23 protein-coding genes are annotated in these 25,906 nt (G+C 68.8%); 11 read left to right on the top strand and 12 right to left on the bottom strand.

Features of this window, described 5'->3' with window-relative positions; translation table 11 throughout:
- The first annotated feature begins 2 nt into the window (after positions 1-2).
- Positions 3-1,220, top strand: coding sequence for a Fic family protein (locus PO605_RS07385; RefSeq protein ID WP_047474694.1), 1,218 nt, complete (start codon positions 3-5; stop codon positions 1,218-1,220).
- Between the two features lie 10 nt (positions 1,221-1,230).
- Here the strand turns inward: PO605_RS07385 and PO605_RS07380 are convergent, their stop codons facing one another.
- The 4 genes from PO605_RS07380 to PO605_RS07365 form a co-directional block, all read right to left on the bottom strand.
- Positions 1,231-2,739, bottom strand: a complete 1,509-nt coding sequence (locus PO605_RS07380; RefSeq protein WP_047474696.1) for a tripartite tricarboxylate transporter permease — start codon at positions 2,737-2,739, stop codon at positions 1,231-1,233.
- A gap of 27 nt (positions 2,740-2,766) precedes the next feature.
- Complete coding sequence (locus PO605_RS07375) at positions 2,767-3,363, bottom strand: tripartite tricarboxylate transporter TctB family protein (RefSeq protein WP_082001652.1); 597 nt, start codon at positions 3,361-3,363, stop codon at positions 2,767-2,769.
- An 11-nt stretch (positions 3,364-3,374) separates the two neighbouring features.
- Positions 3,375-4,415: a Bug family tripartite tricarboxylate transporter substrate binding protein gene (locus PO605_RS07370; protein ID WP_047474697.1), complete on the bottom strand. Its 1,041-nt coding sequence runs from the start codon at positions 4,413-4,415 to the stop codon at positions 3,375-3,377.
- 105 nt (positions 4,416-4,520) lie between these two features.
- Positions 4,521-5,762: a pyridoxal-phosphate-dependent aminotransferase family protein gene (locus tag PO605_RS07365; protein WP_047327241.1), complete on the bottom strand. Its 1,242-nt coding sequence runs from the start codon at positions 5,760-5,762 to the stop codon at positions 4,521-4,523.
- Between the two features lie 158 nt (positions 5,763-5,920).
- On the opposite strand from PO605_RS07365, the gene PO605_RS07360 reads away from it, so the two are divergent.
- Genes PO605_RS07360 through PO605_RS07350 form a run of 3 tightly spaced genes read left to right on the top strand, consistent with a single transcriptional unit; the run spans position 5,921 to position 10,162 of the window.
- Positions 5,921-6,610 carry a GntR family transcriptional regulator gene (locus PO605_RS07360; protein ID WP_047474698.1) on the top strand — a complete coding sequence of 230 codons (690 nt, stop codon included), beginning with the start codon at positions 5,921-5,923 and terminating at the stop codon, positions 6,608-6,610.
- A gap of 8 nt (positions 6,611-6,618) precedes the next feature.
- Positions 6,619-9,705: an FAD-binding and (Fe-S)-binding domain-containing protein gene (locus PO605_RS07355; RefSeq protein ID WP_047474701.1), complete on the top strand. Its 3,087-nt coding sequence runs from the start codon at positions 6,619-6,621 to the stop codon at positions 9,703-9,705.
- Positions 9,706-9,742: 37 nt separating this feature from the next.
- Entirely contained in the window at positions 9,743-10,162 is a 420-nt protein-coding gene (locus PO605_RS07350) for a heme-binding protein (protein ID WP_272206212.1), read from the top strand.
- Between the two features lie 12 nt (positions 10,163-10,174).
- Here PO605_RS07350 and PO605_RS07345 read toward each other — a convergent pair whose 3' ends face one another.
- Positions 10,175-10,861 (bottom strand): GntR family transcriptional regulator, encoded by a 687-nt coding sequence (locus PO605_RS07345; protein ID WP_012204906.1) that lies wholly within the window; start codon positions 10,859-10,861, stop codon positions 10,175-10,177.
- Between the two features lie 227 nt (positions 10,862-11,088).
- On the opposite strand from PO605_RS07345, the gene PO605_RS07340 reads away from it, so the two are divergent.
- Positions 11,089-12,039, top strand: coding sequence for a transglutaminase-like domain-containing protein (locus tag PO605_RS07340; protein WP_272206211.1), 951 nt, complete (start codon positions 11,089-11,091; stop codon positions 12,037-12,039).
- A gap of 36 nt (positions 12,040-12,075) precedes the next feature.
- Here PO605_RS07340 and PO605_RS07335 read toward each other — a convergent pair whose 3' ends face one another.
- From PO605_RS07335 to msrB, 6 genes are all read right to left on the bottom strand, one after another.
- On the bottom strand, positions 12,076-14,235 hold the full coding sequence (locus PO605_RS07335; RefSeq protein ID WP_272206210.1) for a TonB-dependent siderophore receptor: 2,160 nt from the start codon (positions 14,233-14,235) through the stop codon (positions 12,076-12,078).
- Positions 14,236-14,556: 321 nt separating this feature from the next.
- Entirely contained in the window at positions 14,557-15,243 is a 687-nt protein-coding gene (locus PO605_RS07330; protein WP_272206209.1) for a B3/B4 domain-containing protein, read from the bottom strand.
- Positions 15,244-15,327: 84 nt separating this feature from the next.
- Positions 15,328-16,155, bottom strand: coding sequence for an AraC family transcriptional regulator (locus PO605_RS07325; protein WP_047473424.1), 828 nt, complete (start codon positions 16,153-16,155; stop codon positions 15,328-15,330).
- A 13-nt stretch (positions 16,156-16,168) separates the two neighbouring features.
- Positions 16,169-17,527: a chromate efflux transporter gene (chrA, locus tag PO605_RS07320; protein WP_272206208.1), complete on the bottom strand. Its 1,359-nt coding sequence runs from the start codon at positions 17,525-17,527 to the stop codon at positions 16,169-16,171.
- Between the two features lie 84 nt (positions 17,528-17,611).
- A complete protein-coding gene (gene msrA, locus PO605_RS07315; protein WP_047470383.1) occupies positions 17,612-18,361 on the bottom strand; it encodes a peptide-methionine (S)-S-oxide reductase MsrA in 750 nt (249 codons plus the stop codon).
- A 41-nt stretch (positions 18,362-18,402) separates the two neighbouring features.
- Positions 18,403-18,903: a peptide-methionine (R)-S-oxide reductase MsrB gene (gene msrB / locus PO605_RS07310; protein ID WP_016448169.1), complete on the bottom strand. Its 501-nt coding sequence runs from the start codon at positions 18,901-18,903 to the stop codon at positions 18,403-18,405.
- 168 nt (positions 18,904-19,071) lie between these two features.
- Between msrB and PO605_RS07305 the strand changes: the two genes are divergently transcribed.
- From PO605_RS07305 to PO605_RS07280, 6 genes are all read left to right on the top strand, one after another.
- Positions 19,072-19,788 (top strand): response regulator transcription factor, encoded by a 717-nt coding sequence (locus tag PO605_RS07305; protein ID WP_047327256.1) that lies wholly within the window; start codon positions 19,072-19,074, stop codon positions 19,786-19,788.
- 2 nt (positions 19,789-19,790) lie between these two features.
- Entirely contained in the window at positions 19,791-21,296 is a 1,506-nt protein-coding gene (locus PO605_RS07300; RefSeq protein WP_074923442.1) for a sensor histidine kinase, read from the top strand.
- An 87-nt stretch (positions 21,297-21,383) separates the two neighbouring features.
- Positions 21,384-23,102, top strand: coding sequence for an FMN-binding glutamate synthase family protein (locus tag PO605_RS07295; RefSeq protein ID WP_047470434.1), 1,719 nt, complete (start codon positions 21,384-21,386; stop codon positions 23,100-23,102).
- 88 nt (positions 23,103-23,190) lie between these two features.
- On the top strand, positions 23,191-23,469 hold the full coding sequence (locus PO605_RS07290) for a hypothetical protein (protein ID WP_016448165.1): 279 nt from the start codon (positions 23,191-23,193) through the stop codon (positions 23,467-23,469).
- Positions 23,470-23,485: 16 nt separating this feature from the next.
- Entirely contained in the window at positions 23,486-25,159 is a 1,674-nt protein-coding gene (locus tag PO605_RS07285) for a PepSY-associated TM helix domain-containing protein (RefSeq protein WP_047470436.1), read from the top strand.
- Positions 25,152-25,469 (top strand): DUF3325 domain-containing protein, encoded by a 318-nt coding sequence (locus tag PO605_RS07280; RefSeq protein ID WP_046984647.1) that lies wholly within the window; start codon positions 25,152-25,154, stop codon positions 25,467-25,469. The genes PO605_RS07285 and PO605_RS07280 overlap by 8 nt, the downstream gene beginning before the upstream one ends.
- Before the next feature lie 31 nt (positions 25,470-25,500).
- On the opposite strand, the gene PO605_RS07275 is transcribed toward PO605_RS07280, so the two are convergent.
- A partial coding sequence (locus PO605_RS07275; RefSeq protein WP_272206207.1) for an Ig-like domain-containing protein occupies positions 25,501-25,906 on the bottom strand: 406 nt, incomplete at its 5' end.

Genomic DNA, 25,906 nt, shown 5'->3' with positions numbered 1-25,906 from the left:
CAATGTCGCAAGAATTCCTGCTATACGACCATCCTGCCCAGATGGAGCCGCTGCTGCCGGGGGAACACAAGCTGGGCCCTTTGCTGGAGCTCTCCCATGACCTGATCAGGTTGGGTGAGCGGCTGGCCGGCCGCTACCGACCAGACACATTGCCAGGCCTGCGCCGGCTGCTTCGGGCCATGAACTCGTATTACTCGAACAGGATCGAGGGACAGCACACCTTTCCGCTGGATATCGAGCGCGCCCTGCACAACGACTATGCGCAGGACGAAGACCAGGCCCGCCGTCAGCGGTTGGCGCTGGCGCACATGGCCACTGAAGAGCAACTGGAGTACAGGTCCACGCAATGGACGAATGCGCAGGTCTGGACCCCCCAGATGCTGGCCGATATCCACCAGGATCTCTTCGCCCGTCTGCCCCAGGCCGATTTGGAGGCCGGCGCCCTTGGCGACGATGCCATCGAGCCGGGTCGATGGCGCACGCGGGAGGTTAGCGTGGGCAGGCATGCGGCGCCTGCAGCGGGGCAGTTGCCATTTTTTCTGGACCGCTGGTCGAGCTTCTACTCCGGCGTGCGCCGTGGCGAGTTGCAGTTGGTGGCCATGGCCGCTGCGCACCAGCGCCTGGCCTGGATCCATCCGTTCCGGGACGGCAACGGGCGCGTGGCCCGGCTGCATTCACATCTCGTACTAACCCACATGGGCCTGAGCAATGGTCTGTGGTCCCCCCTGAGGGGGTTCGCACGGTCGCAGGAGCGCTATTACGCCTTGCTTGCCGCCGCAGACGAGCCGCGCCGTGGTGACCTTGATGGCCGTGGCAATCTGACCGAACTGGGGTTGATCGAATGGATCGCATACGTGCTGGAACTGTGCATGGACCAGGTGAGCTTCATGGAGGGACTTCTGTCGCTGGACGGCATGAAGGAACGCATGGCGGCATGCCTTGCCTATGAGGAACGGGTGGTGCGCCAAGGCGTGCGCAGCGAGGCATTGCGCGCATTGCACTATCTTTTTGCGGCCCAGGCGGAGATGGATCGGGCCGACTTCAAGGCCATGCTGGGGTTGGGTGACCGGCTGGCCACCGCCCAGGTATCGGCACTGCTCAAGCGCGGCCTGCTGGAGACGGATTCACCGTATGGAAGAGTGCGCCTGGGCGTGCCGCTGCACGCCCTGCGTTTTTACTTCCCCCGCCTCTGGCCGGAAGCGGAGGCTGATTCGCTGTAGACGGCTCCTCTCAGGCCGCCGAAGCCCTTGCCCCGAACGCCATCGCCCGCAGCCTGCCCAGCAGCGGCCACACCAGCATCAGCAAGGCCAGCGTGGTGATGGTGCCCGACAGGCCGTTGTGCCAGAAGATGCCCAGCGCGCCCTGGCTGGAGAGCATGCTCTGGCGGAAGGCGTCTTCCATGCGGTCGCCCAGCACGATGGCCAGGACCATGGGCGCCAGCGGATAGTCCAGCTTCTTGAACACGTAGCCGACCACGCCGAAGACCAGCATGAGCCAGATGTCCGTGGCATTGCCGTGCACGGTGAAGGCGCCGATGGCGCAGACCATGAGGATCATGGGCGCGACGATGGAAAACGGCACGCGCAGGATGGCGGCGAACAGCGGCACGGTGGCCATGACGATGACCAGGCCGGCGATGTTGCCCAGGTACATGCTGGCGATCAGGCCCCAGACGAAGTCCTTTTGCTCGGTGAACAGCAGCGGGCCGGGCTGCAGCCCCCAGATCATCAGCCCGCCCAGCAGCACGGCCGCCGTGGCCGAGCCCGGAATGCCCAGGGCCAGCATGGGCAGCAGGGCCGAGGTGCCGGCCGCGTGGGCGGCGGTCTCGGGGGCGAGCACGCCTTCGGGGTTGCCCTTGCCGAAGCTGTCGGGGTCGCGCGAGAACTTCTTGGCCAGCCCGTAGCCCATGAAGCTGGCCGCCACGGCGCCGCCGGGCGTCACGCCCATCCAGCAGCCCACCAGGGCCGAGCGCAGCATGGTCAGCCAGTAGCGCGGCAGCCGGGCCCAGGTCCTGAACACCACCTTGAGGTCGATGGAGGCCTTCTTGCCCTTGAAGGCCAGGCCTTCCTCGATGGTCATCAGGATCTCGCTGATGCCGAACAGGCCGATCACCACCACCAGGAAATCAAAGCCGCGCAGCAGCTCGGTGGAGCCGAAGGTCATGCGCAGGTCGCCCGAGATGGTGTCCATGCCCACGGCCGCCAGCAGCAGGCCCACGGCCATGGCGGCCACGATCTTGGCCTTGGGCTCCTTGCCCATGCCGATGAAGGAGCAGAACGTCAGGAAGAAGACCGCAAAGAACTCCGGCGGCCCGAACTGCAGCGCGAACGAGGCCACGACCGGCGCCAGGAAGGTGATCAGCATCACGCCCGAGATGGCGCCGATGAACGAGCCCGTGAAGGCCGTGGTCAGCGCCGCCCCCGCGTGGCCCTGCTGGGCCATGGGATAGCCGTCGAAGGTGGTGGCCACCGACCAGGCCTCGCCAGGGATGTTGAACAGCACCGAGGTGATGGCGCCGCCGAACAGCGCCCCCCAGTAGATGCACGACAGCAGGATGATGGCCGAGGTGGGCGACATGCCGAAGGTCAGCGGCAGCAGGATGGCCACGCCGTTGGGGCCGCCCAGGCCCGGCAGCACGCCGACCACGATGCCCAGCAGGATGCCCGTGAGCATCAGCCCCGTGTTCTGCCAGGTGGTGACGGCCGCGAAGCCGTGCGCGAGGTATTGGAGTTCGTCCATGGTGTTGCTCCGTGGCGGCGACAGGGGTCAATAGCCGAGCCAGGCTTCAAGCGGACCCTTGGGCAGGGGCACCTTGAACTGGATCTCGAAGACGTAGAACAGCAGCACGCTGGTGAAGCCCGACAGCGCCACGGCCTTCCACCAGGGATAGCGGCCCGCAAACACCATGAAGCCCGTGATGAACAGCACCGAGGCCGCGTAGATGCCCAGCGGCGCGATCACGGCGATGTAGGCCGTCAGCGGCAGCAGCACCTGGGCCACGCGCTTGAGCTGCAGCCAGCTGGCGAACTGTTCCTGGCTGCGGCTGCGCAGCGCCTGCACGAAGACGGCGATGGCGCAGATGCCCAGCACGGCGCCCACGCGCAGCGGGAAGTAGCCGGCCTGCGGGCCGGTGTCGCCCCAGCCCGCGCCAATGCGCTGGTTGTCCCAGACCACGAGCACGGCCAGCGCCAGCAGCACGGCGGCCACGCCGTACTCCACATGGCGGCGGGACAGGCCGGGGGCCTGGGCTTCGGTGGCGGGGATGGATTCGGTGGCCGCGCTGGAGGGCTGGGCCGGGGCTGCTGCTGCCGCTGCCGCCGCTGAATTGGAGGAGGGCGGGGCAAGGTGGATGGCGGTGTCCATGGCGCGGCTCCTCACTTGGCTGCGGCGGCGGCCACGCTGGCCGACAGGAAACCGGCCTTCTTCATGATGTCGAGGTGGCGCGTCTCGTCCTTGGCCAGGAAGTCCACGAAGGCCTGCCCCGTCATGTACTCGGGCTTGAGCGCGTTTTTCTCCAGGTACTCCTTCCACTCGGGCGTGGCCACCACCTTGTGCATCACGCCCGCATAGAACTGCGCCTGCTCGGGCGTGGTGCCGGGCGGCAGGAAGAAGCCGCGCAGCATGGTGTACTGCACATCCAGGCCCTGCTCCCTGCAGGTGGGGATGTCTGACAGCGCCTGGCTGCCCGTGACCTTGGCCGTGTACTCGATGCGCTGCGTGTCGAACACGCACAGCGCCCGCACCTGGCCCGCGCGCCACTGCGCCATGGACTCGCTGGGGTTGTTGACGTTGGAGTCGATGTGCTTGCCCACCAGCTGGGTGCTGGCCTCGCCGCCGCCCTTGTAGGGGATGTAGGTGAACTTCACGCCGGCGGCCTGTTCCATGTTGGCGGTGATGATCTGGTCCTCGCGCTTGGAACTGGTGCCGCCCATCTTGAACTTGCCGCCGGCCTGCCGCGCGGCAGCCAGGTAGTCGGCGGGCGTCTGGTAGCCGGTCTCGGCATTGACCCAGAGCACGAACTGGTCCTGGGCAATCATGGCCACGGGATTCAGGTCGCGCCACTGGAAGGGCAGGGCCGTGGCCATGGGCAGGGTGAAGATGGCCGTGGAGGCCACCAGCAGCTTGTGCGGGTCGCGCGCCGAGGCCTTGACATCCAGAATGCCCTCGGCGCCGGAGGCACCGGCCTTGTTGAGGATGACCACGGGCTGCTCGATCAGCTTGTGCTTGGTGACGATGGCCTGGATCACGCGCGCCATCTGGTCCGAGGCGCCGCCGGCCGAGAACGGCACGACGAGTTCGACGGACTTGGCGGGCTTCCATTGCGCCCAGGCGGCAGGGGCGGCCAGGGTGATGGCGGCGGTGGCGGCGAGGGTGGCGACGGCAGTTGCCGCCAGGCGGTTGCGGGGCGATGTCATGTCTCTTGTCTCCTGTTGTTTCCTGGTATTGGTGCAATCCACGATCAAGGGGGCGAGCCATGTGCTCCGGCTCTGCCAAGGGTTTTCGGCGCGGGGCCGATGGGTTCAGGCGGCCTTGCGCAGCGCCCCGGCTGCGGCGTGGGCCGCGAAGTAATCCATGGATGCCTGCACGCCGCTGCCGGCCAGCCGGATGCCTGACAGCTTCAGCCCCATCTCCACGCCCGCCACCATGGCCAGCAACGTGAGGTCGTTGCTGTCGCCCAGGTGGCCCATGCGGAACATGCGGCCCTTGAGCTTGCCCAGGCCCGCGCCCAGCGACAGGTCGAAGCGCGTGTGGATCAGGCGGCGCAGGGCGTCGGCATCCACGCCCTCGGGCGTGATCACGCCGGTGAGCACGGGCGAGTAGACCTGCGGATCGGCGCACTGGATGGGCAGGCCCCAGGCCTGGACGGCGGCGCGCACGCCGGCCGCCCAGCGCTGGTGGCGCGCAAACACCGTATCCAGCCCTTCGGCCAGCAGCATGTCCAGCGATTCGGACAGGGCGTACAGCAGGTTGGTGTTGGGCGTGTAGGGCCAGTAGCCGGTCTGGTTCATCTCCACGATCTCGTCCCAGGCCCAGAACGACTTGGGCAGCCTGGCGCTTTTGGCGGCCTCCAGCGCACGCGGCGACAGCGCGTTGAAGCTGATGCCGGGCGGCAGCATCAGGCCCTTTTGCGAGCCGCTGATGGTCACGTCCACGCCCCATTCATCGTGGCGGTAGTCGGCGCTGGCCAGGCCCGAGATGGTGTCCACCAGCAGCAGGGCCGGGTGGCCCGCCGCGTCGATGGCCCGGCGCACGGCGGCGATGTCCGAGGTCACGCCCGTGGAGGTCTCGTTGTGCACCACGCACACGGCGCGGATCCGGCGCTCCGTGTCCTTGCGCAGCCGCGCCTCGATCAGGCCGGCCTGCACGCCATGGCGCCAGCCCGGCGCCTGGGGCAGATGCTCGTCGGAGCCGCCATAGGACAGGAACTCGGTGGACAGGCCCAGGCGCGTGGCCATCTTCTGCCACAGCGAGGCGAAGTGGCCGGTCTCGAACATCAGCACATGGTCGCCAGGGCTGAGCGTGTTGATCAGGGCCGCCTCCCAGGCGCCCGTGCCGGAGGCCGGATAGATCACCACCGGATGCCGGGTCTTGAAGACCTGCTGGATGCCGGCCAGCACCTTGAGGCCGAGCTGGCCGAACTCCGGCCCCCGGTGGTCGATGGTGGGCAGGCTCATGGCCCGCAGGATGCGGTCGGGAACCGGGCTGGGGCCGGGGATCTGGAGGAAGTGGCGGCCCGTGGGATGGTTGTCGAGCGTGAGCATGGTGCGTCCTTTTCAAGGAAATGCCAGGTCGGTCTGCGGGGGAGGGTGTTTGCGAATTTTTGCATTCAAAATTCATAAACGCCTTGGTGATAACCATGAATGCATTGAGAAATGCTTGCGTAAAAATGAATGCAAAATTCATTAAACCAGGAGAATCCATGGCGGAGATCATCGAGATTTCGCGGCTTGCCCTGCATGACCAGGTGGCGGCGCGGCTGCGCACCTGGCTGGTGGAGGGGCGCATACCGCCCGGCGCCAAACTCAACGAGCGCGCGCTGTGCGAGCAGCTGCGCGTCTCGCGCACGCCGCTGCGCGAGGCCATCAAGCTGCTGGCCTCCGAAGGGCTGGTGGACCTGGTGCCCAACCGCGGCGCCGTGGCCGTGCGCCTGGGCGAGGCCGATGTGCTGCAGACCTTCGAGGTGCTGGCGGGGCTGGAGGGCATGTCGGGCGAGCTGGCCGCGCAGCGCATCAGCGAGCAGCAACTGGCCGAGGTGCGGGCCCTGCACTTCGAGATGCTGGCCAGCCATGCGCGCCAGGACCTGTCCGGCTACTACCGGCTCAATGCGCTGATCCACTCGGCCATCAACCGCGCCGCCGCCAACCCCGTGCTGGCCGAGACCTATGGCCGCATCAACGCCCGCGTGCAGTCGCTGCGCTTTCGCACCAACCAGGACGCGGCCAAGTGGAAGCGCGCCGTCCAGGAGCACGAACGCATGCTGGAGGCGCTGCAGGCGCGCGATGCCGCCGCGCTGCGCCAGGTGCTGGTGGCCCACCTGAAGCACAAGCGCGACACCGTCATCGCCCTGCTCAAGGCAGGCCAGATCTACCCACGAACCATGAACGAATGAGAGCTGCCATGCTGATGGAATCCACGCACCGCCTTGCCGCTTCCCCCGACGACACCGTGCCCGCCCCCGGCACCGTGCTGCCGCCTAACGATGTCAGCCAGATGCTGGCGCGCCGCCTGCGCTCGGACACGCGCGGCCAGGTCCTGTTCGACGCCGCCTCGCGCGGGCGCTATGCCACCGATGCCTCCATCTACCAGATCATGCCGGTGGGCGTCTTCGTGCCCACCTGCGAAGAAGACATCGCCACGGCCCTGCAGATCGCCCGCGAGCTGAAGGTGCCCGTGCTGCCGCGCGGCGGCGGCACCAGCCAGTGCGGGCAGACCACGGGCGCGGCCCTGGTCATCGACAACAGCAAGCATTTGCGCAACATCCTCTCGGTGGACCCTGATGCAGGCACGGCCGAGGTCGAGCCCGGCCTGGTGCTGGACCACCTCAACGCCCGGCTCAAGAAGCTCGGCCTGTGGTATCCGGTAGACGTATCGACCAGCGCCCAGGCCACGCTGGGCGGCATGGCGGGCAACAACTCCTGCGGCTCGCGCTCCATTGCCTACGGCAACATGGTGCACAACGTGCGCGGCGCCCGCGCCTGGATGGCCGATGGCGAGCTGCTGGACTTCGGCCCCGTCGCCCAGGCCACGGGCCGCGCGGCGCGCATTGCGCAATTCGTGCACGGGCTGGCGCAACAGCACCGCGAGGACATTCACGCGCACTGGCCCAAGGTCATGCGCCGCGTGGCCGGCTACAACCTCGACATCTTCGACAACCAGAGCGAGCGGCCCTACACGGCCGACGGCAGCGTCAACCTGGCCCATCTGCTGATAGGCGCCGAGGGCACGCTGGCCTACACGCGCTCGCTCACCCTGCAGCTCAGCGCGCTGCCGCGCGCCAAGGTGCTGGGCGTGGTCAATTTCCCCACCTTCCACGCGGCCATGGACTCGGCCCAGCACATCGTGAAGCTGGGCCCCACGGCCGTGGAGCTGGTGGACCGCACCATGATCGAGCTGGGCCTGGCCAACCCGGCCTTCAGGCCCACCATAGAGACCGCGCTCATCGGCCGCCCGGCCGCCATCTTGCTGGTGGAATTCGCCGGCGACGACCGCGCCGCGCTGCTGGCGCGGCTGCGCCAGCTGGTGGAACTCATGGGCGAGCTGGGCCTGCCCGGCAGCGTGGTGGAAATGCCCGAGGAAGCGGCCCAGAAAAACCTCTGGGAAGTGCGCAAGGCGGGGCTGAACATCATGATGAGCCTCAAGGGCGACGGCAAGCCCGTGAGCTTCATCGAGGACTGCGCCGTGCCGCTGCAGCACCTGGCCGAGTACACCGACGCGCTCACCGAAGTGTTCGCGCGCCACGGCAGCCGGGGCACCTGGTACGCCCATGCCTCCGTGGGCACGCTGCATGTGCGGCCCATCCTGGACATGCGCACCGACGGCGCGGCGCGCATGCGCGCCATTGCCGAGGAAGCGGCCGAACTGGTGCGCAAATACAAGGGCGCCTTCAGCGGCGAGCACGGCGACGGGCTGTGCCGCGGCGAGTGGATTGCCTGGCAGTTCGGGCCCGCCATCACCGAGGCCCTGCGCGCCATCAAGCAGCACTTCGACCCGGACAGCCTCTTCAACCCCGGCAAGATCATCGATACGCCGAAGATGGACGATGGCCGGCTGTTCCGCTTCGCGCCCGCCGATGCGCCCCGGCCCTACCGGCGCATTCCCATCACGCCCGTGCTCGACTGGTCCGCCTGGAACGTGCAGGCCGACCCGGTCACCGAAGTCACCACGGCGCCCGGCACGGGCGGCGACGTCACCGGCGGCTTTGCCAAGGCCGTGGAGATGTGCAACAACAACGGCCACTGCCGCAAGTTCGACGCCGGCACCATGTGCCCCAGCTACCGCGTCACGCGCGACGAGCAGCACCTGACGCGCGGCCGAGCCAACACCCTGCGCCTGGCCATCTCGGGCCAGCTGGGGCCGGACGCCTTCACCAGCGAGGCCATGCACGACACCATGGACCTGTGCGTGGGCTGCAAGGGTTGCAGGCGTGACTGCCCCACGGGCGTGGACATGGCCCGCATGAAGGTGGAATTCCTGGCCCACTACAAGGCCCGCCATGGCCACACGCTCAAGGACCGGCTGGTCGCCCATCTGCCGCGCTACGCGGCCACGGCCAGCCGCATGCCCTGGCTGCTGAACCTGCGCAACCGCCTGCCCGTGCTGCGCCAACTGGGCGAAAAACTGCTGGGCCTGTCCGCCAGGCGCTCGCTGCCGGCCTGGCGCAGCGACACCTTCTGGCGCGCGCCCGAAGCACATACCTTTCTTGACCGCGACCAGGCACTGGCCCGCGCGGCGGCCGGCGAGCGCGTGGCCGTGCTCTTCGTGGACACCTTCAACGGCACCTTCGAGAGCGAAAACGCCCTGGCCGCCGCCCGCGTGCTGCAGGCGGCCGGCTATGCGCTGCACACCGCCAGCAAGTCCGCCAAAGAGGGCGGCGGCCACCACTGCTGCGGCCGCACCTACCTGGCCACCGGCATGGTCGAGCAGGCCAAGGCCAGCGCCGGTGCGCTGATCAACGCCCTGGCGCCCCTGGCCCGGGCCGGCATCCCCATCGTCGGCCTGGAGCCCTCCTGCCTGCTGACCCTGCGCGACGAAGCCCTGGTCATGGGCCTGGGCGAGCCTGCGCAGGCCGTTGCCGCCCAGGCCCTGCTGTTCGAGGAATTCATTGCCCGTGAAGTCAAGGCCGGCCGCTTCGCGCTGCCGCTGCGCGCCGCCGAGGCGCCCATCCTCGTGCACGGCCATTGCCACCAGAAGGCCTTTGGCGCCGTCAGCCCCATCCTCGACGTGCTGCGGCTGATTCCCGGCGCCCAGCCCGAGCTCATCGAAAGCTCCTGCTGCGGCATGGCCGGCAGCTTCGGCTACGAGGCCAGCCACCATCAGGTCTCCATGGACATGGCCGAGGCGGCCCTGCTGCCGGCCATACGCCAGCGCCCCGAGGCCATCGTCGTGGCCGACGGCACCAGCTGCCGCCACCAGATCGCCGACGGCGCGGCGCGCGAAGCCGTGCATGTGGCGCGGCTGCTGGAAAGCCTGCTGGACGCCCGCTGACTGCCATCCTCCCTACCGCACAAGACAAGGCACTCTCATGAAGCACAAGCCCTGCCTGGACCTCCAGGACATCAAGGCCATCGCCCAGGCCGCCGAGGCGCATGCCACGGCGCGCGGCTGGGCCGTCAGCATCGCCATCGCCGATGACGGCGGCCACCTGCTGTGGCTGCAGCGCCTGGACGGCGCGGCACCGGCCTCGGCCCACATCGCGCCGGCCAAGGCCCACGCCGCAGCACTGGGCCGCAAGGAAAGCCGGCTCTATGAGGAAATGATCAATGGCGGCCGCACCGCCTACCTGAGCGTGCCCGCGCTGCAGGGCCTGCTGGAAGGCGGCGTGCCCATCGCCAGGGAGGGCCACTGCCTGGGCGCCGTGGGCGTCAGCGGGGTGAAGCCGGCCGAGGATGCGGAGGTGGCGCGGGCCGGCGTTGCGGCGCTGGGGGCCGCGCCGCAGCGGTAGGGGCCCTGGGCTTCAGCGCGCCTTGCGCGGCTGCAGGGCCTCGGCGCGCAGCATGGCCAGCACGGCATCGCGCTTGTGGTGCAGGTGGGTGACCAGCAGCTCGCGCAGGGCCGTGGCGTCGCGTGCGCCCAGGGCCTCGATCATGGCCTCGTGCTCCTTGACGGCCTGCTTCCACTTGGCCGTGTCCAGGTTGGTGCGAAAGCGCAGCGACTGTACGCGGTTGTTGATGCGCTGGAAGGTCTCCGTCAGCACGGGGTTCTTGGCGGCGCTGTTCAGCGCCGCGTGGATGGCGGCGTTGAGCCGGTAGTAGGCAGACACGTCGGCGCGCGCCACGCTGGCCATCATCTCGTAGTGCAGGGCGCGGATCTCGGCGAATTCCTGGTCGGTGATGCGCTGGGCGGCCAGTTCGCCCGACAGGCCCTCGATGCCGGCCAGCACCTCGAAGGCGTGCATGACATCGGCCTCGCTCAGCTTGACGGCAATGGCGCCGCGGTTGGGCAGCAGGTCGGCCAGGCCTTCGGCGGCCAGCAGCTTGATGGCCTCGCGCAGCGGCGTGCGCGAGACGCCGAGCTGCTCGCACAGCTCGCGCTCGTTGAGCTTGGCGCCCGGGGCGATGCGCCCCTCGATGAGCATGGACCGCAAACGGTCCGCCACCTGCTCGTGCAGCGCCGCCCGCGATATCTCGATGATCTCCGCCATCTAGCGGTCTCCTTGGCTGTTCCTGGCTGGTGGATGCCCCCGCCACAGGCATTGCGCCATGCGGGGCGGCGCCGATGTTAGCCGAGTTTGCATCCCCTGCGGGCCGCCGGGCGGGCGCACGCGCTGTCCCTGCCAAGCACTACAGGCTTTTCAGCAGGGGCCTACGGCCTGCGGGCGTGGCTGCCCGCACCATGGTTCCGATCAGACACACCAACCAGGGACAAACAATGGCCAACGCAGCGATCCGGCTGCAGATCCAGGTGGATCTTGCCTATGACATCCGCGATCCGGCCGGGGCCGACTTCGTGTTCAACATCCATGCGGCCCACACCTCGCACCAGACGGTGGAGAACGAGCGGCTGGTGCTCAGCCAGCCGGTGGAGCCCGACATTGCCACCGAGCCCGCCACCTCCACGCGCTTCATGCGCCTGCATGCCAACCCCGGCCCCCTGCACCTGACCTACACGGCCACCGTCTGCATCGCGCACCACCGCGAGGATCCGGCGGCGCTGGGCGAGGTTCCGGTGCGCTGCATTCCGTTGGAAATCCTGCCCTACATCTACCCCAGCCGCTACTGCCAGTCCGACCGGCTGATGCAGCTGGCCTTCCGCAATTTCGGCCACCTGGCGCCCGGCTATTCGCGCGTGCTGGCCATACAGCAGTGGGTGCAGGAGCTGGTGACCTTCGCTTCGGCCACCAGCAACTCGTCCACCTCGGCCGTCGATACCCTGGTGGAGCAGGTGGGCGTGTGCCGCGATTTCACGCACTTGATGATCGCCCTGTGCCGTGCGCTGAACATTCCCGCCCGCATCGCCACCGGCACGGACTACGGCGCCGATCCTGCACTGGGCCCGCCCGATTTCCATGCCTACGTGGAAGCCTACCTGGGCGACAGGTGGTACCTGTTCGATGCATCGGGCACGGCCATTCCCATGGGCTTCATGCGCTTTGGCACGGGCCGGGACGCGGCCGACGTGGCCTTTGCCACCATCTTCGGCAACGTGGTGGCCATGGCCCCCATGATCCAGACACAGGCCCTGGAAGATGAGCACAGCCAGCTGCCCCGTCTGTGCAGCGAGGCGCTGTCGACCACCGCGCCTTCGCCCGCCGTGCTGTCGGGCTGCGCATCGTTTGGCAGCACGGCGGACCGAAGGAGCTTCAGGCAGCTGCCTGCCTGAGCTGCCTGCGCTGTAAAAGGCGCACGGCGGCGGTCCTCAGAAGCGGTGCGTTCCCGTCACCGCAAAGGTGCGCCGCTGGCCGTAGAAGCAGTCGCCGCGTGCCAGGCACTGCGTGATCTGCACCTTGTCGGTCAGGTTGACCACGTTGAAGGCCAGGCGCCAGGGGCCGGCGTCATAGGACACCATGGCGTCCAGCAGGGTGGCCGAAGGCGTGTCCACCAGGCTGGTGCCCGTCCACTGCGAACCTGTGTAGCGCACGCCAGCGCCCAGGCTCCAGCCGCCGCGCCCTTCGCTGGCAAAGCGGTGGGTCAGCCAGGCCGATGCCGTGTGGCGCGGCACGCTGGTCACGCGCTGGCCCTGGTCGCCGCCGTTGCTGCGCGAGATGATGGCGTCGGTGTACGCATAGGCGAGCGTGGCGTCCCAGTGGCGGGCCAAGCTGGCGGTCAGCTCGGCCTCGAAGCCGTTGACCTTGACCTCGCCGATCTGCAGGCTGTTGAGCGGGTTGGCCGGGTCGGTGGTCTTGCGGTTCTTCTCGCGCAGCGTATAGACCGCGGCAAAGGCCGAGAGGCCCTGTCCCGGCGGCTGCCATTTCACGCCGGCTTCCCATTGCTCGCCGCGCTGCGCCTTGTAGGGCGTGCCGTAGACGTTCACGCCGCCCAGCGGCTGGAAGGACTCGGAGTAGCCCAGGTAGGGCGCCCAGCCACCGTCCATCTGGTAGGTGGCGCCTGCGCGCTTGGTCCAGGCCTTCTCGTCCACGGCGGAGGCGGGACGGCCTTCGGTGTCCGTCTGCGCGCTGTCGTGGCGCAGGCCCAGGGTGGCGGTCCAGCGGCCCCACTTGATCTGGTCCTGGGCGTAGAAGCCCAATTGCTTTTGCGACACGCCCGGCTGGCGCACCAACTGCGAGGCCGTGGGCGGCGTGAAATTGCCGTAGACGGGGTTGTAGACGTCAAACGGCGCGGTCACTCCGCGCCAGGTGGACTGGCTGGTGCTGTTGCGCTGCGCATCCATGCCGGCCAGCACGGTGTGCTCTGCGGTGCCCCAGCGCAGCCGGCCTTCGAGCTGCGTGTCGATCACCAGCATGCGCCCGCCGTTGACCTGCCAGGAGGCATCGCGGTAGACGCTGCGGTTGTCGGGGTTGAAGACCGGGCGCGCAGGGCGGCCCTGGCCGGGGATGGCGGTGAAGCTGGTGTAGATGGAGCGGTAGTCCACGTCGCTGATGGTGCGGCGCAGGTTCTGGCGCACGGTCCAGTCCGCGTTCAGGCGGTGGCTGAACAGGTAGCTCCAGGATTTGTTCTCTGTGTCGAAAGAGTCCCAGCCGGGCTCGCCGATGAAGGTGCTGGTGGGAATCTGGCCGTAGGGGCTGGGCAGGCGAGTGCCCTGCCAGGGGAAGAAGCCGATCAGCGAGCCGCTCTTGTCCTTCTGGTAGAGCGCCTGCAGCGTCAGCGAGGTATCGGCGCTGGGCCTCCACGTCAGGCTGGGCGCGATCACCAGGCGGTCGTCGTTCACATGGTCCACCTGGGTGCCGCTTTCCCGGCCCACGGCCACCAGGCGGTACAGCCACTGGCCGTCTTCGGTGACGGCGCCGGTCAGGTCGGCGGCGATCTGCTTGCGCCCGTAGCTGCCCACCTGCACCTGCACCTCGCGCAGCGCCTCGGCCTGCGGGCGCTTGCTGGTGAGGTTGAGCACGCCGCCCACGCTGCCCTGGCCGTAGAGCACGGAAGAGGGGCCGCGCAGGAACTCCACGCGCTCCAGCGTGTAGGGGTCGGGGCGGCTGGTGTTGTAGGTGCCGTAGGTGCGCAGCAGCCCGTCCTGGTACTGGCTCACGCTGCCGCCGCGTGCCGAGAAGCTGTCCACCCGGCTGTCAAAGTAGTTGGATACCACGCCCGCGCTGTAGGCGGTGGTCTGGCGCAGCGTCTGCACGCCCTGGGCCTCGAACTGGTCGCGCGTGACCACGCTGATGGCCTGGGGCGTCTCTATCAGCGGCGTGTCGGTCTTGGTGGCCGAAATGGCGCGCTTTGCGGTGAAGCCCACCACGGGGCCGGTGGGATTTTCCTTCTCGGTGCCTGCGTTCACGGTGACCGGGGCGAGCGTGGCCTCGGGGACCTTGTCAGGCTGGGCCTGTGCGTGGGCTGCGCCGCACAGGGCAAGCAGGGCGGCATGCGCAACTGCCGTGCGCGAGAGTCTTTGGGTAAGCATGGTCAATGGTCGAGAGCTGGGAAACCTGTGCCGTGGGGCGTGCTCTGGGTGCGTCGGCGCTGCTGCCGGCCCTGGGGCCAGCAGCGCAGCCTGTCATGGCGGGTGCGGATTCTAGAATGACAATGGGAATGATTTCTTTTTCTTTTCATTTGTATGTAGCATGCAACGCATTGTTATCAATTTGATAGCGTAAAAGCTTGTTTTGAAAGGGCCTGCGGGTCGATGTGCAGGGCGGTGCGATACGCGTACGGTCTTGCTTGCGGGAAGTCCGCGCAGCGTGATAGCCCTCTTCGTGCCGGGGCGCCAACCGCCCCGGTCGCCTCAGGCCTGGGCGGCCTGCAAGGGGTTGCCTGGGTGTGAAACGGCCTCGGGCCACAGCCGACCGGCCGCCGCCTGCAACGCTTGCACCAACTGCTGCGTATCCGTCTTGCCGGTGGCGTGCAGCGCTTCGGTCACGATCAGCGCGTTGACGGTGGATTCGCGCACTGCCGAGTGGCCGCTTTGGCGGTTGCACCAGCGCCGGGCGTGGGCGCGGCCAGCCGTGTCGGCAAAGATGATTTCGCCGGGCTCGGGATATTCGATCTCGTCCGAGAAGGTCTCGTAGACCTCGCTGCCGGTTGCGGGGCGCACCTGCAGGCAGCCGCTGATGCGGTCCAGGTCGAAGACGGCCACGGGAATGGCAAAGGCCACCGAGGCCGCATTGCACAGGTCCACCAGCGGATGCAGGCCGGGAAGATCACCCTCCTTGCGCAGGCGGCGCAGCAGGGCCTCGGCGGCGCAGCGGTATTGCGTGGGCTTGAGGCCCATCCTGGCAAAGCCGCGCCGCCAGGCCTGGATGGATGGCATCTCGCTTTCCGGGGTGCAGGCCAGGTTCTGCCTGGCCTGTGCCATGAAGGGGGCGATCACGGCGTGTGCGGGCACGTCGGGCGACAGGCCGCGCAGCAGCAAGGTCTGCGTGGCCAGTTCAGGAAAGTCGCGGGGGATGGAGGGTGCGTAGGAGAACGGCAAGATCGGGCCTTGTGATTGGAGAGGGGATGTGATCCCCATCCTCGCCAGGCCGGTTTGCGTGGTCTTGAAGGAAATTGCAGCGCGTCACGCAGCGCAGGCCTTGGCTGCCCTGGCATAGAAGCCGGGCGCCATGCCGAAGCTGCGCACGAACAGGCGCGTCATATGGCTCTGGTCGGCAAAGCCGCTGTGCGCTGCGGCCTCGGCCAGCGGCATGCCGCTGGCGATGAGCCCGCGCGCCTGGTGCAGGCGCCGCTGCAGCAGATAGGCATGGGGCGTCATGCCCGTGGCGCGCGCAAAGGCACGCAGGAACTGGTAGCGGCTCAGGCCCGCCTCGTGGGCCAGGGCGCCCAGGGTCAGGGGCGCGCCGGGATCGTCGTCCATCCGGGCGCGGGCCAGTGTGATGGGGGCCGGTGCGCGGGGCGCAGGGGCAGGGCGTTGCAGCATGCCGCCCAGCAGCTGCAGCAGGGCTTCGTCCAGGTCCAGGGCGTCCGCTGGCTCGCCGCTGCCGGTCATCCTGCGGTACAGGGTCTGAAAACACGCGGCCAGGCGCGGGTCGCGCACGGCGGGCTGGCGGAACTCGAAGCCGGCCGCCGGCCCTGCGCCATCCATGTCCGCCATGAGCCCGGCCACGACCCAGGGCTCCAGGTAGAGCATGCGCCAGGCGCGACCGCCATCGCCCAGGGGCATGCCGTCATGCAACTCGCCGGGGTTGACCATGATGAGGTCGCCAGCCCCGGCCTCGTACAGACCTCGCCCGCTGGCGGACTTCTGCGCGCCACGCTCGATCAGGCCGATGCCGTACTGCTCGTGGGCGTGCCGCCCAAAGTGCCTCGCCGTGTCTGCGGCCACGGCCTCCACGCCTGCGGTGCGGCAGCGCAGCCAGCTGAAATGCCCATCCGTGGTCGATACCATGCCGCAGCCTTTCCTATCCAACCTGGCGCGCAAGCGTGATCGCCAGGCCGGCCAGCCCCGCGCCGACCACCACGGGGATCACGCCCACCTTCCAGCGCAGCAGCGCGGCCGCCGCAGCCAGGCCCAGCAGTGCGGACGGCCAGTCGAAGGGACCCGCCCAGCCCTGCGGCCACAGCACGTGCCAGGCAAAGAACACGGCCAGGTTGGCGATGACGCCCACCACGGCGGCCGTGATGCCCGTCAGCGGCGCGGTGAAGCCCAGCCTGCCATGGGTGGACTCGATGAAGGGGCCGCCCAGCAGGATGAAGGCAAAGGACGGCAAAAAGGTGAAAAAGGTCACGACCAGGGCGGCGGCGGCGCCGGCAGGCAGCAGCGCATCGGGGCCGAACACCTGCGTGCTCCAGCCGCCCAGGAAGCCCACGAAGGACACCACCATGATCAGCGGCCCCGGCGTGGTCTCGCCCAGGGCCAGCCCGTCCATCATCTGCGTGGCCGTGAGCCAGTGGTAGTGGTCCACCGCGCCCTGGTAGAGGTAGGGCAGCACGGCATAGGCGCCGCCAAAGGTCAGCAATGCCGCCTTGGTGAAGAACCAGCCCATCTGGGTGAGCGCGCCCTGCCAGCCGAAGGCGGCGGTCAGCAGGCCCAGCGCCAGCGCCCACAGCCCCATGCTGGCCGCCAGCACCTGGCTGAAAAAGCGCCAGCGGAACCGTGCATGGGCCGGTGTGGGCGTGTCATCGTCGATGACGGCCGGGCCGTGGCTGCCGCCGCGCGGGCCGTGCCCGCCCGCAGGGGAGAAGTGGCGCGGCGCCAGCCTGCCCCCCAGGTAGCCCAGTGCGCCGGCCGCCAGCACGATCAGCGGAAACGGCAGCTTCAGCGCGAAGATGGCCACGAAGGCCGCCGCGGCAATCCCCCACAGCCAGCCGTTGCGCAGGGTGCGCGAGCCCACGCGCCAGGCCGCCTGCACCACCAGCGCCGTCACGGCCGGCTTGATGCCATAGAAGATGCCGGCAATGGCCGGCACATGGCCGAAGGCCACATAGATCCAGGACAGGGCGATGAGCAGCAGCAGCGAAGGCAGCACGAACAGGCCGCCGGCCACGATGCCGCCCCATGTGCGGTGCAGCAGCCAGCCGATATAGGTGGCCAGCTGCTGCGCCTCGGGGCCGGGCAGCAGCATGCAGTAGTTGAGCGCATGCAGGAAGCGCCCCTCAGAGATCCAGCGCCGCCGCTCCACCAGGTCCTCATGCATGATGGCGATCTGCCCGGCCGGCCCGCCAAAGCTGATGCAGCCGAGCTTCAGCCAGTAGCGCAGGGCTTCGGCGCGGGTGGGCGGGAGGGGTGCAGCGGGTGCATCAAGCGAACTGGGAGGCATGCCGCAAATGTCTCATACGGCAGCCGCCGCCGACGCCTGCAGGCACCTATACCGCATCCGTACCGCACCCGTGCTGCGCAGACGCTACATCTGCCGGGCGGCCTGCTTGACCAGCACCGGCTCGGCGCGGTAGCTGCCCGGGAACAGCTGCTTGAGCTGCTCCACCTTGGGCAGGTCGTTGATGACGATGTAGGGGTGGCGCGGGTTCTCGGTCATGAAGTCCTGGTGGTAGTTCTCGGCCGGGAAGAAGCTGGGCTTGTCCTCCAGCCGGGTCACGATGGGCTTGCCGAAGACCTTGGCCGCGTCCAGCTGGGCCACATAGGCCTGGGCGGTCTTGAGCTGGGCGGCGTCGGTGGCGAAGATGGCCGAGCGGTACTGCGTGCCCGTGTCCGGCCCCTGGCGGTTGAGCTGGGTCGGGTCATGGGCCACGGAAAAGTAGATCTGCAGCAGCTGCCCGTAGCTGACCTGGGCCGGGTCATAGGTGACCTCGACCGACTCCGCATGCCCGGTGCGGCCGCTGCTCACCGCCGAATACGAGGCCTGGGCCGCCGTGCCGCCGCTGTAGCCCGAGACGGCGCGCTGCACGCCCTTGACATGCTGGAACACGCCTTGCACGCCCCAGAAGCAGCCGCCCGCAAAGATGGCTTTCTGCGGCCCCTGGCCCGTGGCCGGCATGTCCTGCGCGGGTGGCGGAATGCGCACGGCCTGCTCTGCCGCCTGCAGGTCGCTGCCCTGCCACAGCAGGGCGCCGCCCAGCAGCACGGCGCTGCCGGTCAGCAGTTGGAGAAGGCCGCGGCGGCGGGGTGCGGCGGCGAGGGGGGAATCGTTGGTCATGGTGTCTCTCCGGTGATGGTGGGGTGGTCTGGCTCCCGGGTTCAGGCAGGCTGGGGTGTGAACGTCAGGGACAGCCCGTTCATGCAGTAGCGCAGGCCCGTGGGCCTGGGGCCGTCGTCGAAGACATGGCCCAGGTGGCCGCCGCAGCGGCGGCAATGCACCTCGGTGCGCAGCATGCCGTAGGTGCGGTCCTGGCGCGTGGCCACGGCCTTGTCCAGCGGCTGCCAGAAGCTGGGCCAGCCCGTGCCGCTGTCGAACTTGGTCTTGGACGAGAACAGGGGCAGCGCGCAGCCTGCGCAGGCAAAGGTGCCCGCGCGGTGCTCCTTGTTCAGCGGGCTGGAGCCTGCACGCTCCGTGCCTTCCTTGCGCAGGATCCGGTACTGCTCGGGCGTGAGGCGGGCGCGCCACTCGGCATCCGTGTAGCTGACCTCGAAGACCTCGCTGGAGGCGGCCGCTGGCGCGCGGCGCGGGAACAGGCTGGCCGCCAGCACGGCGGTGGTGCCGGCGCCTGCAGTCCACAGAAGATGGCGTCTGGTGGTCATGGTGTGCTCCTGAAGGTTGCGTGCGTCTGAAAACGAAGCGATGCCAGTCAGGTTAGGGCGCCGGCCTCCCGAAGTCCTCACGCAGAGTTCAAAGATTCGTGATAACTCCCGGCCCCGGTATTGCGCACAATGGCAGCCACTCCCGCCACTTCCAGGAAACCGCATCCGATGACCGCCACGCGCCGCGTACTTCTCGTCGAGGACGACGCCCATATCGCCGACCTGCTCACGCTGCACCTGCGCGACGAAGGCCTGGAAGTCATGCACTGCGCGCGCGGCGACGACGGCCTGCGCCAACTGGAGCGCGGCGGCTGGGACGCGCTGGTGCTGGACATCATGCTGCCCGGCGTGGACGGCCTGGAGATCTGCCGCCGCGCCCGCGCCATGGCGCGCTACACGCCCATCATCATCATCAGCGCGCGCTCCAGCGAGGTGCAGCGCATCCTGGGCCTGGAGATCGGCGCGGACGACTACCTGGCCAAGCCGTTTTCCGTGCTGGAGCTGGTGGCGCGCGTCAAGGCGCTGCTGCGCCGTGTGGAGGCGCTGGCCCAGAACGCGCGGCTGGAGTCCGGCAGCCTGTCCATTGACGGCCTGGCCATGGACCCCGTGGCGCGCGATGCCCGGCTTCATGGTGCCCGGCTGGACCTGACCCCGCGCGAGTTCGACCTGCTGTACTTCTTTGCGCGCCAGCCCGGCAAGGTGTTCTCGCGCATGGACCTGCTCAACGCCGTCTGGGGCTACCAGCACGAAGGCTACGAGCACACCGTCAACACCCACATCAACCGCCTGCGCGCCAAGATCGAGGCCGACCCGACCCAGCCCGCGCGCATCCTCACCGTCTGGGGGCGCGGCTACAAGTTCGCCGAAGCGGGCGAGGGCGCATGACCATGAAACTGCGCCTGACACTGACCCAGCGCCTGTCCCTGGTCTTTGCCGTGCTGCTGCTGGTGTGCAGCGGCACCTCTGCCTGGATGCAGCTGCGCGCCAGCCGCATGCACGAGCTGGAAGTGGTGCAGGGCCTGTCGCGCGACGTGGCAGAAAGCATTGCGCGCGATGCCCAGCTGACCGACGCCAACGGCCTCATGCCCGGCGCCGTGCGCAGCTTCTTCAACCAGCTCATGCTGGTCAACCCCAGCGTGGAGGTCTACCTGCTGGATGCCGATGGCCGCATTGCCGGCCATGCCGCCCCCGACGGCCGCGTGCGCCGCGAGCGCGTGGACCTGGCGCCCGTGCACCGGCTGCTGGAAGGCGGCACGCTGCCCATCCTGGGCGACGACCCGCGCAGCACCGAAGGCCGCAAGGTCTTCAGCGCGGCGCCGCTGCGCGTCAACGGCAAGGAAGTGGGCTTCATCTACGTGGTGCTGCAGGGCGAGGCGCATGACCAGCTGGTGGCGCAGGGCTCGGCCAACTCGGTGCTCAGCACGGCGCTGTGGTCCATCGGCCTGGTGGCGCTGCTGTGCCTGGTGGCCGGCCTGGTGGCCTTTGCGCTGATCACGCGGCCGCTGCGCCGGCTCACCGAAGAGGTGGCCGGCTTCGACATCCATGGCACCCCCCCGGACCTGCCGGCCCCCCAGCCCGGTGCCGCGCAGGACAGCCGCGACGAGATCGCCGTGCTGGACGCGGCCTACCGCCGCATGGTGGCGCGCATCGGCGAGCAGTGGCGCGCCCTCACGCGCCAGGACCAGGAGCGGCGCGAGCTCATCGCCAACGTCTCGCACGACCTGCGCACGCCGCTGTCGTCCCTGCACGGCTACCTGGAAACGCTGCTGCTCAAGGACGCCGTGCTCGACACCACCGAACGCCGCCGCTACCTGGGCATTGCCCTGGCACAGAGCCAGAAGGTGGGCGAGCTGGCGCAAAGCCTGTTCGAGCTGGCGCGCCTGGAATACGGCTTTGTCCAGCCCGAGCCGGAGCCGTTTTCCATGCCCGACCTGGTGCAGGACGTGTTCCAGAAATTCGAGCTGCGTGCCGAGGCGCGACAGGTGGCGCTGCGGGCCGACTTCCCAGCCCGCCTGCCCGTCGTCCAGGCCGACCTGGGGATGATCGAGCGCGTGCTGGGCAACCTGCTGGACAACGCGCTGCGCCACACCCCCGAAGGCGGCAGCATCCTGGTGGCGCTGGCGGCGGCGGGCAACGCCGTCGAAGTCACCGTGGCCGATACCGGCCCCGGCATCCCGGCCGATCTGCGCGAAGGCCTGTTCGAGCGCCCCTTCACCGTGGGCGGCGCCCGCCGCGGCGGCGGCCTGGGCCTGCGCATCGTCCACCGCATGCTGGAGCTGCACGGCTGCCGCATCGAGCTGGTGGACCCGCCGGGGCAGGGGGCGAGCTTCCGGTTCGTGCTGCCTGCGGCCGCGCAGGCAACGGGCGCCGGCGCCCGGCCGCGCCAGGGCTGACGCGGATCGTGGGTTAACCTTGTGCACAGCGCGCCCTTGAAGGCGCGGCATGCACAAGATCGTCAACTCGTTCCGAGGACCCACGCCATGTCAACGTCTGCATCTCCCGTTCATCGCCTGCCCGCATGGGTGCCGCTGCGCTACACCACGTTCTGCCTGAGCCTGGTCGGCAGCGCGGGGCTGCTGGTGGCGGCGCTGGTGTGGGGAGGGCTGTGGTGGTGGCTGGGCTTCGGCGTGTGCGCCGCGCTGGCGCTGCTGGGCGTGCGCGACATGACCCAGGTGCGCCATTCGGTGCTGCGCAACTACCCCATCATCGGCCACCTGCGGTTCCTGCTGGAGTTCATCCGGCCCGAGATGCGGCAGTACTTCATCGAGTCCGACCATGAGGCGCTGCCGTTCTCGCGCGCCCAGCGCTCCCTGGTCTACCAGCGCGCCAAGGGCGACCCGGACAGCCGCCCGCTGGGCACGCAGCTCAATGTCACGGCCCAGGGCTATGAGTGGGTGAACCATTCCATGCAGCCCACCAAGCTGGCCTCGCATGATTTCCGCATCACCATCGGCTGCGCCGATGAAGGTGCCTCGCCCTGCACCCAGCCCTACAGCGCCAGCATCTTCAACATCTCGGCCATGAGCTTCGGCGCGCTGTCGGCCAATGCCATCCTGGCGCTGAACAAGGGCGCGAAGATGGGCGGATTTGCGCACGACACGGGCGAGGGCTCCATCAGCCAGCACCACCGCGTGCACGGCGGCGACCTGATCTGGGAGGTGGCCTCGGGCTACTTCGGCTGCCGCAACGACGATGGCACGTTCAGCGAAGAGAAGTTCATCGCCAATGCCACCGACCCGCAGGTCAAGCTCATCGAGATCAAGCTCAGCCAGGGCGCCAAGCCCGGCCACGGCGGCATGCTGCTGGGCGCCAAGGTCACCCCCGAGATCGCCGCCGCGCGCGGCGTGCCCGTGGGCGTGGACTGCATCAGCCCCTCCAGCCACAGCGCCTTCAGGACGCCGGTGGAGATGATGCATTTCATCGCCCGCCTGCGCGAGAAGTCGGGCGGCAAGCCCACGGGCTTCAAGTTCTGCGTGGGCCATCCCTGGGAGTGGTTCGCCATCGTCAAGGCCATGCAGGAGACGGACATCACGCCGGACTTCATCGTGGTCGATGGCGCCGAGGGCGGCACGGGCGCGGCGCCCGTGGAGTTCACCGACCACGTGGGCGTGCCGCTGCAGGAAGGCCTGCTGCTGGTGCACAACACGCTGATCGGCGTGGGCCTGCGCCACCGCATCAAGATCGGCGCGGCCGGCAAGGTGATCACGGCCTTCGACATCGCGCGCATGATGGCGCTGGGCGCCGACTGGTGCAACGCCGGGCGCGGCTTCATGATGGCCCTGGGCTGCATCCAGGCGCAGAACTGCCACACCGGCCACTGCCCCACGGGCGTGGCCACGCAGGACGCGGTGCGCCAGAAGGCCCTGGTCGTGCCCGACAAGGCCACGCGCGTGGCCAACTTCCATGACAAGACCCTGCATGCGCTGCAGGAGCTGGTGCAGGCGGCGGGCCTGGAGCACCCCTGCGACATCACGGCCCACCACATCGTGCGGCGCATCTCCGACACCGAGGTGCGCCAGCTCGCCAACCTGGTCCTGCGCGTGGAGCCCGGCGCTCTGCTGGGGCCGCTGGACAAGCAGCACAACGTGTTCAAGCTCTACTGGCCGGGCGCGCGCGCGGATACCTTCCAGTTCGTGCCGCCCACGCTCAAGCCTTCGGCACCGCAGGCCAAGGCGCAGGCGGCAGGCCAGCCCGCATAGGGACACCACGGCCGATCACGGGTTTTGACGGCGCTCGGGGATAATGCGCCCCGAGCACTTTGGTCCACGACTGTATTTTTCTTTGTAAATGAAAACTATTTTGGTTCGCATTGCAGCTGCCGTCTTCGGCGGCTATGCCTTCACCTGGGGCTTCATCGCCCTGGGCGTGGCGCTGATGTTTGCCGCCGGAATGGAGTTCCACGATGCCGAGCATCTGGGCTACATCCTCGGCTTCCTGGTGTTTCTGACGGTGTTCCTCTGGGCCTTTGCGGCGCAGAGCCTCCCGCGCGTCTGGGCCGTGCTGGCCGGCGGCGGCATTGTCATGACCGGTTGCGCATCGCTGCTCCAGCAGATGCTGCTGCCCTGAATCCGGAGAACGCCCCATGTTCCAGAACTTCCGCCTCTCCATGGCCTGGCTGCACACCTGGTTCGGGCTTGCGCTCGGCTTCGTGCTCATGGCCGCCTTCTTCTTCGGCGCGCTGTCGGTGTTCGACCGCGAGATCGACCGCTGGGCCATCCCGGCCGCGCGCTTCGAGCCCACGCCCATGCCCTCGTACGACCAGATCCTCAAGCCGGTCTTCGAGTCCATGCAGCCCAACGCCCAGGCGCGCGATGCCATGCGCGGCGAGGTCAACGGCCCGCTGCCCGAGCGCTTCGACACGCCCCAGCGCTGGGGCGCCTACACCACCCACCGCGATCCCGTGCTGGGCCTGTTCGCCGGCTACGAGGTGCCCAACGCCAAGAAGCCCGAGACCCTGATCTGGGCCATGCGCACCATCGACCCGCGCAATGGCGAATCCCTGCCGGACGACCACCTCAAGATCGGCAGCCAGTTCTTCTACCCGCTGCACTACAGCCTGACGCTCAACTGGATGAACCTTGGCTACTGGATCGTGGGCTTTGCCGCGCTCATCATGCTGGTGGCCCTGGTCAGCGGCGTGGTCATGCACCGCAAGATCTTCCGCGAGCTGTTCACCTTCCGTCCGAAGAAGGCCACGCAGCGCAGCGTGCTGGACCTGCACAACCTCACCGGCGTGGTGGCGCTGCCCTTCCACTTCTTCTTCGCCTTCACGGGCCTGGTGATCTTTGCGGGCATCTACTTCCCCATCACCCATACCCAGCTGGAGCCCCTGCACGAGTTGCACGAGAAGATGGAGGCCGAGGAAACCGGCCTGCCGCACGACCGCGCCGGCGTGGCCGCACCCATGGCCTCGGTGGACGCCATGGTGGCCGAGGCGCAGCGCCGCTGGGCCGCCAAGGGCATGGCCGGCGACGTGGGCTTCCTGTCCGTCACCCATGTGGGCGATGCCAACGGCTACGTCAGCGTCTACCGCGCCGGCACCGACCGCATCGCGCTCACGGGCGAGGGCATCCACTTCAAGGCCAGCACGGGCGCCCTGCTGCGCGAAGATCCTCCGCGCACGGCCGTGGACAGCATCAACACCTTCCTCACCGGCCTGCACCTGCAGCACTTCCGCCACTGGCTGCTGCGCTGGCTGTACGTGCTGGGCGGCCTGGCCGGCTGCGTGTGCATTGCCACCGGCTTTGTCTTCTTCGTGGAAAAGCGCAAGAAGCAGCACGCCAGACAGGGCGTGCAGGGCGCGCGCGTGGTCGATGCCCTGGCCGTCACCACGGTCACCGGCATGCTGGTGGCCACGCTGGGCATGCTGATCGCCAACCGCCTGCTGCCCGAGGCCATGCCCCAGGGCTGGCCGGGCCGGGGCGACATGGAACGCTATTTCTTCTGGGCCACCTGGCTGCTGGCCATGGCGCATGCCTTTGTGCGCAGCGCCCCCGTGGCCCGGGGCCTGCCCAACCCCGCCTGGCGCGAGCAGTGCTGGGCCGTGGCCGCCATGGCCGTCACGGCCGTGCTGCTGAACTGGCTGACCACGGGCGACCACCTGTTCAAGACCCTGGGCGAGGGCTACTGGCCGGTGGCCGGCGTGGACCTGTTCATGCTGGCCAGCGCCGTGCTGGCCGTGGTGGTGGCGCGCAAGCTCAAGACGCGCGCCGCGCCCGCCATGCCCTCGCGCGCTGCGGAGGTGGCCCATGTCTGAGGGGCTGATGGACGCACTGCTGCTGGCCGCCGCCTTTGCGGCGTCGCTGCTGGGCATGGCCTGGTTTGCGCTGGCCAAGGACGTGCACTGGGAGCAGGTGCACGGCGACATGCCCCAGCCCGATGGCAAGGTCAGGCTGCTGCGCTGGCTGGGCGCCTCAGGCCTGGCCGCCTCGCTGGGCCTGTGCCTGGCGGTGGACCATGCCTCCATGGCCTCCCTGGTCTGGATCATGACGCTGGCAGCCGCCGCCCTGGCCATTGCCTTCACGCTGACCTGGCGGCCGCGCTGGCTGCGCTGGCTGCCGGCCTGACGTTTGCGCGGGACCTGCGCCCGCTGCGGGCTCAGGCCTGCCTTTTCCTCATCCTGCGGCTGGCCAGATAGGCCATGCCGCACAACAGTGCCAGCATGCCACCCTGGCCCAGGCCGGGAACGGCCTGGACATTTCCGGGGCCGGCACCGGGTCCTGGGTCCGTGCCCGGACCGGGGTCGGGATCGGTGCCCGGGCCGGGATCGGGAGGATCGGCAGCGATCACCTCGATGGTCACGGATGCCGGTGCGGCAGCGCTCTGGTGCCCGTCGGATACCGTGAAGGCGAAGGTATCGGGCCCGGAGTAGCCGGCCGTCGGCGTGTAGATCAGCGTACCCGTCTGGGGATCGAAGCCGCTGATGCCGCCATGGGCGGGGCCGGTGGTGATCTCGAAGCGCAGCGGGTCCGACTCGAAGTCCGTGCCAGCGAGGGTGATGGAC

It is taken from the genome of Delftia sp. DT-2 (assembly GCF_028401915.1).
GTDB lineage: Bacteria > Pseudomonadota > Gammaproteobacteria > Burkholderiales > Burkholderiaceae_C > Comamonas > Comamonas tsuruhatensis.
This window is presented reverse-complemented; position numbering and strand designations above follow the sequence as displayed.